Raw genomic sequence first — 9,470 nt, forward strand, 5'->3', positions numbered from 1 at the left:
ATTATTTATTAGGCACATCCCACCACAATCTGACACCCGGGTTATCTACGCCACCTAAAAGTGTGATGCCTTTATCCAACTCTGTTCTATTCGTATTATATTCCGATTCCGGATAAGGTAATCTGCGGATTTGTATATTTGTGTCTACAGAACCTCCGGAACTTTCGTTCACAACAACCGGAAATACTTTCGGATAACCGGTACGGCGGAACTCTGTCCATGCCTCTTGTCCCACCGGATAAAGAGCAATGTACTTTTGAGTAATGATTTGTTCCAGATTTGTTTTAAAATCCCCCGATTCATCCCAAGCAATAGAAACAGTACCTAAAGCATCCATGGAATGAGATGATGTCACCGGATCCTCATAATTGGCTGGCACATATCCACCCGCCGCAGTTCTTGTCAGATACGCGTCAGCTCCCGATGCGCCATGTTCATCAAAAGACATTCTTATTCCATCTTCATAATACTTTTTAGCATCGGCATTCGTTCCCCAACGCAAAGCATATTCCGCCAACAAGAAATATGATTCGGATGAACGCATCCACACTACATTGGAAGTAGCGGTTGCCTGTGGTTCGGCAAAGATTCCTGTTATATATTTATCCTTACTTACGTCCTTTGACATTCCGGCTCTTATACCCCGATATTTTCCACCCGTACCTGCCTCGAAGTAAGCAGAAAGTCGTGGATCCTGATAACCATTCATGTATGAATCCAGCGTCGCTCCCATACAAATATCATCCCATCCTTTCAGAATATACAGAGGACTTTCATAAGTCGCTATCGGAGTAATATGCTGAAGTTCTGCTAAATCAGACTTTACATTCATCAAACCATAACTGTTGCCAATAGCCAGTTGGGCTTCACTTTTTGCCTTTGTTTCATCCACATAGGCAAGACGCAATGCAAGACGCAAGCGAAGTGAATTGGCAAACTTTATCCAAGATGTAACATCACCGTTGAACACACAATCCCATGATGACAAAACTTTATTTCCGGATGCTGCGTAACTATCCAAGTTATTGATAGCTCCATCCAACTCCTCAAAGAATCTGTAATAAACATCCTTTTGCGAATCATAAGGCACTTCTTTTGAAACTCCAAAATTCAAATAAGGAATAGGACCATAGGTATCTGTCACACGATGCATTGCCGCTACTTTCAGAATTTGTGCCATAGAAAACCGGGGATCTTCGTCATTGTTAATCGCTTTTCTTATTTCACGCCAAGCATTCATAGTCGTCAGGTAATTGGTAGTGAACATATCACCATACCAACTTCTTTTATCCCAATTGTAACGACCGGCAGAATTGATACTGGGAGCAGGAAAACCAAAATAGCCGACATAACCATCTCCACCCATCACTTCCACAGTCTGATATCTGTCCGAACCGATATTAAGTCCCGGTTGTGCTACCACCAGTACGTTCTGCTCCATCTGTAAAAGAAGAGAACCAGTTCTCACATTATCCCAATCCGTCATCTCATCGGTTGCTTCATTAGGATTGGTATTGTACTCCAGAAAATTCTTCGTACAACCTACATTTATCATGATTACTCCAAGGAGTAAGTAGTAGTTCCTTACTTTAAAAAACTTACGTATGTTCATCATTATTTTTTTTAAAGGTTATCCAATTAGAAAGAAATCTTTGCAGAAAATCCCATCGATCTCAAACTCGGTTGCATGAAATAGTCCATACCCTGGTTATAAGTACCTGTACTTGCAGTAGATTCCGGGTCAAATGGAGCCTTACAATATAGCATCCATAAATTACGTCCTACAAAGGACACATTCAATCCAGAAATCCATTTACACCATTTATTGATCGGAATATCATATCCCAATGTCAATTCTCCCAAACGAACATTCGTCATACTATATACATACATAGAACCGACATAACCTGTACCATTAGCTCCGATAGTCTGATACCATGTCTGGGCATCAATCATCTGACCGTTTACTTTCACGCCACCATTATCCCGCGCTTCTGCCGATGTCTTAGACACTCCATAATAGTCCATTACAGCTTGAGTGGCAGAAACTCCGATACCACCTACACGGGCATTCAACATAAATCCGAGACTGATTCCTTTCCAATTAAATTCATTTCTCCAACTAAGAGTATATTTCGGATTGGTATTACCGGCATAGACATAATTATTCTTATCCGTTTCCAATGCACCTGTCATTGAATTCATCCAGATATATCCATGCTCGTCAGTTCTCATTGTATTCACATATACATCTCCCATAGAGCCCCCCACTGTTAGCCGTTGTTTGGCACCGCCTAATGAATAAACATCCATTTCGTCCAGATGTACTGTCACTCCCAACTCTTCATTTGTATATTCAGGGAGTAATTGGTCAATGCGGTTTCTGTTGAGCGACCATAGTAAAGTTGTTTTCCAATCTACAGGCCCTATATTCTGTTTAAAGCCAAGAGCTAACTCAATACCTTTATTCGTTACTTTACCTGCATTTACATATAGTTTAGAATATCCGGTTGTTGTAGAAATTTCCGGACTGAAGAGCTGATTCTCCGTATATGTCTTATAAGCTGTCACGTCCAGTGTCAGTTTATTATCAAACAAACCTAAATTAAATCCTCCTTCCCATGAATGAGTTCTCTCCGGTTTAAGGTCTTTTATCGGGAAATAAGAAGTGGTATTCAACCCTCCCAACACTGCGTAAGTAGTGATAGCCCTGAATCTTTCCGGTGCATTACCCACCTCACTATATGAAAGGCGGACCTTTGCATAAGAAAGAATGTTAGATTTCATTGTAAACATATTAGTCAGAATCGCTGAAGCACCGATAGAAGGATATAATATGGAAGAATGGTTTGTTCCTGCCAAAGCAGATATCCAGTCATTACGTAACGAACCGTCTACATAAACCATGCCCTTATATCCTAATGAGAATGTTCCGAATAAAGAATTGGTACGGTCGTGATAGTTCGTATTTTTATAGGTTAATTTACCGGAAACGTTCGCATTGTTAGAAGTAAACAGATTAGGAATGGTCAGCAATCCGCCGCCAAAATTAAGTTCCTTATAATCCAAATCCAATAAACTGGCACCTAAAGATGCTGTCAGATTCCATGTGTCGTGATAGAAATATTTATTGATATTCAACATGGCATCCGCATATATCTGACTGGTATTCTTGTTCGATTGCACGTATGCTCCTTTATCCGAGTTTTCAGCAATCACATTCAAAGTGGAAGCATACATTTTCTTTTCCGAGTTGATAGTTTCCTTATCCAGTTTCACGCGTCCGGAAACATTCAACCAATCTGTTATCGTATATTTTAGTGAACCGCTTGCCAGAAAACGGTCTTTCTTGTTGGTATACATATTCCGGTTCGTAATCCAGTAAGGATTCTGCATGGATAATCCATTTTCTTTCAATGGCCAGAACTGTGTTTTTATGTTACGGTCTACATCATATCGTTCATAATACTGATATTTCGAGAAATCATCACCGCGCGGAAATAAATAAACGGGAACCAATGGATTGGCATACTCTCCTTGCGACAACATATTCTGTTCCTTTACATTAGAATACATAAAACTTAAATCCATCGTCAGTTTATCATTCAGCATAGAGGTCGTGTTACGAACAGAGAAATTATATCTGTCCAAGTCATTATTCTGAATGATACCCCGGGCATTCACAGCACCTACGGATACATAGGTTTGATTTTTTTGTGTCCCTGTAGTCAGACTTACAGTGTTTGCTACATTGTAACCTGTCTGAAAAAAATCTTTAACTTCATAATCGGTAGGAGATGACAATTTAGATGCCCAACTATACCACTCTCCAGTTTCCGAACCATACGTATTCTGGAATTCCGGCAATCGGAATGGTGAATAGAAAGTTGAATTATTACTGTAAGTCAATCTGGTTTTATCTACAGCTCCTTTCTTCGTTGTGATAAGTACCACACCATTGGCAGCAGCCGAACCGTATAGTGCAGCGGCGGCCGATCCGCTAAGTACTGAAATTGATTCTATATCATCAGCGTTGAAGTTAGCCAATCCGTCACCGGATTGTCCGGCACCCGTATACTGATCGTCGGGTTGTTCACCTGATATATTAGCCAAAGGAACTCCATCTACTACATATAGAGCGTTGTTATTACCTGATATAGACTTCGTACCACGCATTACCACACGGGCACCGCCTCCAATACCGGATGAACTTGCATTGATATTCACACCCGCCACCTTACCGGCAAGACTGCTCATCACATTCATATCTTTCGCCTTTGCCACTTCGTCGCCGCCAATCTGCTGCACATTGTATGTCAAAGACTTGGTTTCGCGTTTAATGCCCAAAGCCGTTACAACAACCTCATTCAAGACTTTTGCATCTTCCGTCATCACAATGGAAAGCGATTTATTATCTGTAACCTTCACCTCTTGAGAAGCATATCCAATATAAGAGATCTCCAATACCGCTCCCTTTTTAGCTTGAATCTGAAAGTTTCCGTCGAAATCTGTAATAGCACCGGTAGTTGTCCCTTTTACTTTCACATTCACTCCGATCAAAGGTTCTCCTTTTGTATCTTTCACTGTACCTTTTACCTGAATAGTCGGATCTTGCTCTGTTACATTCAATTTATTGGTAGACAAGATAATCTGCTTATCAACCACTGTATAAGTAATGTTGGTTCCTTTAAATACCTCATCAAGAATATCCAGGATCTTACCTGAATTGTTTCTCACAGAAACAATACGATTCTTCTGAATTGTTTTATCATTATAAAGGAAAACATAGTCGGACGTCTCCTCTATTTTATTCAGTACCTGTTCTACAGATACATTGTTCATTGAAATGGCAACCCGCGTTCGCTGGGCATAGCCATCTTCGGCAGAAAGTTGTAATACTACTGCGAAAAGTAGTGCTAGACTAATCCTCATAACTAAAGGAAGTTTTAGATTTAAAGCATATTTAGGACATAATGCTGTAAATGAATGATTTTTTTTCATACATTTGTGGCTAACTAAAGTTTATTACTAAATGAACTATGGTTTGATTCCGGCTAGTGTTTGCGAGACCTTGTACCGTGAATCTGGAAAATTCGGAGGAAGACAGCTGTTGGTAGCAGCTTTCTTCCTTTCTTTTATTCTCTTGTGTTATTCCATGGGCTTTTATTTTAAGGGTTACTACTCTAATATAAATCTACTCTAATTTTAGTCTTTGATAATGTATCATCTGCCTGTTGTTGCGGTTCTTCAATTTTCCATTTTAAATCGGCAGACCTGGCCAGATAATCCAATATCTGCGACAGAGTTTCAGTCCGGAAAGTAGCCCGGTACTTATATTCTTTTCCAGACCTATTGTTAAACTGAATTTCTACATTGAAATGTCGTTCCAGACGCTTCAGGATTTCTTCTAATGAAGCATTTCTGAAAATTAGTTTTCCATCTTTCCAAGCTATCTTTCCATAGACATCCACTTTATTTTTTTTCGACTTTTGACTCTGTTTGTCGTAAAGCAACTGTTCTCCAGGAGCCAATACGATTGTTTCCTGATCGGGGGTTATCACATTTACCTTACCCTTTTCCAATACTGTTTCTATATAATTATCATCCTCATAAGCAGCTACATTAAATTTGGTTCCATAAACATATACGCTCAAGCCATTCGGAGTATTTACATAGAAAGGACGATCTTTGTCTGCCTGCACTTCGAAATATGCCTCACCCTTCAGTTCTACCAACCGGTTGTCTTTCTTGAAAGTGGTAGGATAACGCAATGTACTACCTGCATTCAACCATACTACAGAATGATCCGGAAGTTCATAACGTATGACAGAACCGGTAGCGGTTACCACCTCTGCATATTTCTCGTCGGTTTCTGTTCCACTAAAATATAAATATCCCAAAACCAGAGAAGAGAGAAATAAAGGTATAGTCAGAAATGCTGCATAACGCATCAGTTGATTATACATATTCTTTCTTCTATTAGTTTTTATTGTGGTTTGTGCTTGATAATAGGCACCCAATACATCAATGGATTCCATTTCTTTAATATCATCTCCCAATGCTTGTGCTTTACGGAGCAATGATTCCGGACTCATATTTTCCATATTTTCTTTCAAAATCTTATCTTTTAATTGTAATTACACTTATAATACAACTGAAGTAATTGGAAAAGGACAGCAAAAACAAACTTTTTTTATTTTATTTTTCGAGCCATGCCAAATTGAAGCGGTAATGCAATCGGCTACTAAGGATATGAACCACATTATCAGGAGTTTGTGTTCCTGCAAGATAGCCACGTGGTTCAGCATGATTTTCATCCATTTCGAAATATCCCGTCCATGCTCCACCGTTTAAAAAACGATATTCACCGTCCGTCAGTAGTTTTCTTACCGGCCATGTTTTTCCCTCATCGTAGGAAAGAGCCGCATACATGCCATATCCTTTCTTCACATTTCCATTTTTATCCTTAAATTCCAGACCACGTTCTTCCAAAGGCGTACGTTGCGGATGGTCTGTGAAAGAAACCAATAGCAAAGGTCCTTCATTCAGTCTCATTAAAACAAGACGCTGACCTCCGTCAATAGGAGGGAGTTCGCTTGCTACATATTTCCAGGTCTTTCCCATATCATCTGATATGCTCATTGGCATTCGGAGCTTTCCTTCTTTATTCCGTATGCTATTACCACGCCCCATAGCCATCAAACTTCCGTTCCCTAATTGTACAATTCCCGCATGGATACCTGCGATTGTACTTCCCGTTCCTCCTTCTTTGAAATCCGGCAAAGGAGCGCCATCCCAAGGATCGCACCATGTTTTTCCTCCATCTTTACTGATTTGAACAGCTGCCCCGTCATGACTGCCGGGACCCGCATCACAGGCTTGAACCAGCCATCCCTCACGTGTGCGAATCGTACCAGCTATTACCTGATGACGTTTGGTATGTTCGGGAGCTATCAGTTTAGGAGTGCTCCATGAAGCACCGTTATCTGTGCTGGTACGTAGTACCATTGCGAGATTCTGCCAGTCTCCCGATGCTTCCACTCCATTGATATGATACAATTTTCCTTTCCCGTCATTGAGCAAAGCGCTTCCTGTCATATTCCGATCCGGAACTTTAAAGAATAAAGAAGCCACATCCCAATCAGTGTGCCCGGCACGCAAGCGGGAACCGAGTACTACCATCCCTCTCCCATTCTCTTCATTTGCAGAAAACCATATTGCCAGCAAATCTCCATTATCACACCACGTAACTGCAGGCTGATGATTATGCAGATAAAATGGGGTATTCGAATCACATACCGGACGTACCACAAATGGTATCGGAGGCAAAAACATCGGTGTGATAGCAGATACTTTTTTCCATTTTATAGATGTATTTTCTACAGATTTCTGATTGAACGGAACAGGGGCAGATGTTCCCGATACATTCAAACGAGTATCGGCTTCCACAATTCTAAATCCGGTTTGGGAATGTTTATCTTCCGGGAGCATAGCCAGTCGATTGGCACTTCGCAAGTATTTCTCCGGGGTGTGATGACTCCCTCCTCTAGTGACCCGAAACTCTCCTGCCAATGGTCCTGCCGGGTCTTTCTGCTTTTCTGCGGAATAAGGAGCATACCAATCCAAGCACCATTCTTCCACATTTCCATGCATATCATAAAGCCCGAATGTATTAGGAGGAGTCTGAGCTACTTTTAAAGATACCGGATCAAAGTCACGAACCACTTTTTGATTCCGATGATAAACTGCAGGTAACCCGTCTCCTGTAGAAAATAGTGTGTATGTGCCTGCCCGACAAGCATATTCCCATTCCGCTTCTGTTGGCAAACGATAGTTTTTGCCTTCTTTCCGGCTAAGCCATTCACAAAAGGCAACAGCATCGGAATAACTCACATTGACAACTGCTTCATCATCTTCCAGCGAAACACCGTTTTTTCCTCGTAATGCCCGATGTTCCGGACGGAATGATTCATATTGCGCATTCGTTATTTCAGTGATTCCCATACGAAACGGGCGAGAGATTACTACCTGATGGATAGGAGCCTCATCAAAATCTTCGCCTAATCCGTCACTTCCCATATAAAAACTTCCGACAGGTATTTCAGCCATCGGAATAAAAGACTTGGAAATTTCTTGAGAATGTATTGGCAAACAAAAGGTTATAGCCAATAAAAAAAACTTGTTTTTCATATTTCAATCCTGTTTATATATAATACAATCAACCTATATACAAAAGGACAGCCTCATCTGATTATTTTCTATTCATTAGTGTTGAAAGCAAAAAAAAGAATCGAAAATTAGGCTTTGATAATTATCTTATTATATATTTGCAGCAAAATGAAAAACTACAGAACCTCTAAATAATGAAAATATCTTTTTCCAAACAGACTAAGGAACGGGCTTTCAAACAACTTTATGAGGAGTATTATGCCCCATTTTGTCTGTATGCAAAAAGGTTTGTTGATGATAAAGAGACACGTGAAGACATCGTTTCGGATGTATTCGCTTCATTATGGGACAAGATGGATACCGATTCTTTCGACCTACAATCGAACACAGCATTGGGATATATCAAGATGTGCGTGAAAAACAGTTGCCTGAATTTCCTGAAACATCAGGAATATGAATGGAGCTATGCGGAAAACATACAGAAGAAAACTCCAGTCTATGAAACAGAACCGGATAGTGTATATACTCTTGACGAACTGTACCGAATGCTATACGAAACATTGTACAAACTTCCGGAGAACTACCGTACAGTATTTATGAAAAGCTTCTTTGAAGGCAAAACGCATGTAGAAATTGCAGAAGAGATGAATCTTAGTGTGAAATCCATCAACCGTTATAAGCAAAAGACAATGGAACTTTTGCGCAATGAACTGAAAGACTATCTGCCATTGTTACTTTTGTTAATCTATCGCACATAACAGTCTCTCCTTATCACCACATACTAACTATTACTTGTCCGTCCGGAAAGTATTAACAGTAAAGTTGCTATCGACTAATAGCAAACTTGCAAACCCTTATATATAAAGTTATTTTTGACTAATCATAAACTATAAATGCAATCTTCGTTTTTATAATCAAAGGTTGCATTTATAAAAATAAAACTTGCAATTATATAATCAAAGCTTGCAATTATAGTTTATAATAGGTGAAAAACAAGTTTACTATTAACCCAAAACAAGTTTATCTATAATGAAGAATAACTTTACTATTAATGATTCAGGCGTAAAATAGCAGTAGATTGTTATACAACTGCTATGAGAAATAACAAGAATGAGTATGAGAAATGCCTGTTTTTAGGGATAGAGCACAGGAAAAGTATGAGAAATGCCAACTTTTCAAAGTATTTCTCATATTCTATTACATTATGTTTCAACAGGTTGACTGATATTCATGAGAATATGAGAAATAGAATTGCCAAATCAGGTTCTTCGTCAAATTTGGTGGTACTTCTTCTATTGTGA

At 39.6% G+C, this 9,470-nt stretch carries 5 protein-coding genes; 1 reads left to right on the forward strand and 4 read right to left on the reverse strand.

Annotated elements, in window-relative coordinates:
- Position 1: 1 nt before the first annotated feature.
- The 4 genes from DXA54_RS21915 to DXA54_RS21930 all read right to left on the reverse strand — a co-directional run bounded on the left by DXA54_RS21915 (position 2) and on the right by DXA54_RS21930 (position 8,190).
- Positions 2 to 1,615 carry a SusD/RagB family nutrient-binding outer membrane lipoprotein gene (locus DXA54_RS21915; protein WP_008648518.1) on the reverse strand — a complete coding sequence of 538 codons (1,614 nt, stop codon included), beginning with the start codon at positions 1,613 to 1,615 and terminating at the stop codon, positions 2 to 4.
- A gap of 23 nt (positions 1,616 to 1,638) precedes the next feature.
- Complete coding sequence (locus DXA54_RS21920; RefSeq protein WP_032852539.1) at positions 1,639 to 4,932, reverse strand: SusC/RagA family TonB-linked outer membrane protein; 3,294 nt, start codon at positions 4,930 to 4,932, stop codon at positions 1,639 to 1,641.
- 251 nt (positions 4,933 to 5,183) lie between these two features.
- Positions 5,184 to 6,104 carry a FecR family protein gene (locus DXA54_RS21925; protein ID WP_032848779.1) on the reverse strand — a complete coding sequence of 307 codons (921 nt, stop codon included), beginning with the start codon at positions 6,102 to 6,104 and terminating at the stop codon, positions 5,184 to 5,186.
- Positions 6,105 to 6,198: 94 nt separating this feature from the next.
- Complete coding sequence (locus DXA54_RS21930) at positions 6,199 to 8,190, reverse strand: SUMF1/EgtB/PvdO family nonheme iron enzyme (RefSeq protein WP_120080653.1); 1,992 nt, start codon at positions 8,188 to 8,190, stop codon at positions 6,199 to 6,201.
- Between the two features lie 173 nt (positions 8,191 to 8,363).
- Here DXA54_RS21930 and DXA54_RS21935 point away from each other — a divergent pair, with 173 nt between their 5' ends.
- Positions 8,364 to 8,927: an RNA polymerase sigma-70 factor gene (locus tag DXA54_RS21935; RefSeq protein ID WP_008648524.1), complete on the forward strand. Its 564-nt coding sequence runs from the start codon at positions 8,364 to 8,366 to the stop codon at positions 8,925 to 8,927.
- Positions 8,928 to 9,470 lie beyond the last annotated feature (543 nt).

Origin of the sequence: Bacteroides sp. OF03-11BH (assembly GCF_003604005.1) — a bacterium.
Lineage (GTDB): Bacteria > Bacteroidota > Bacteroidia > Bacteroidales > Bacteroidaceae > Bacteroides > Bacteroides ovatus.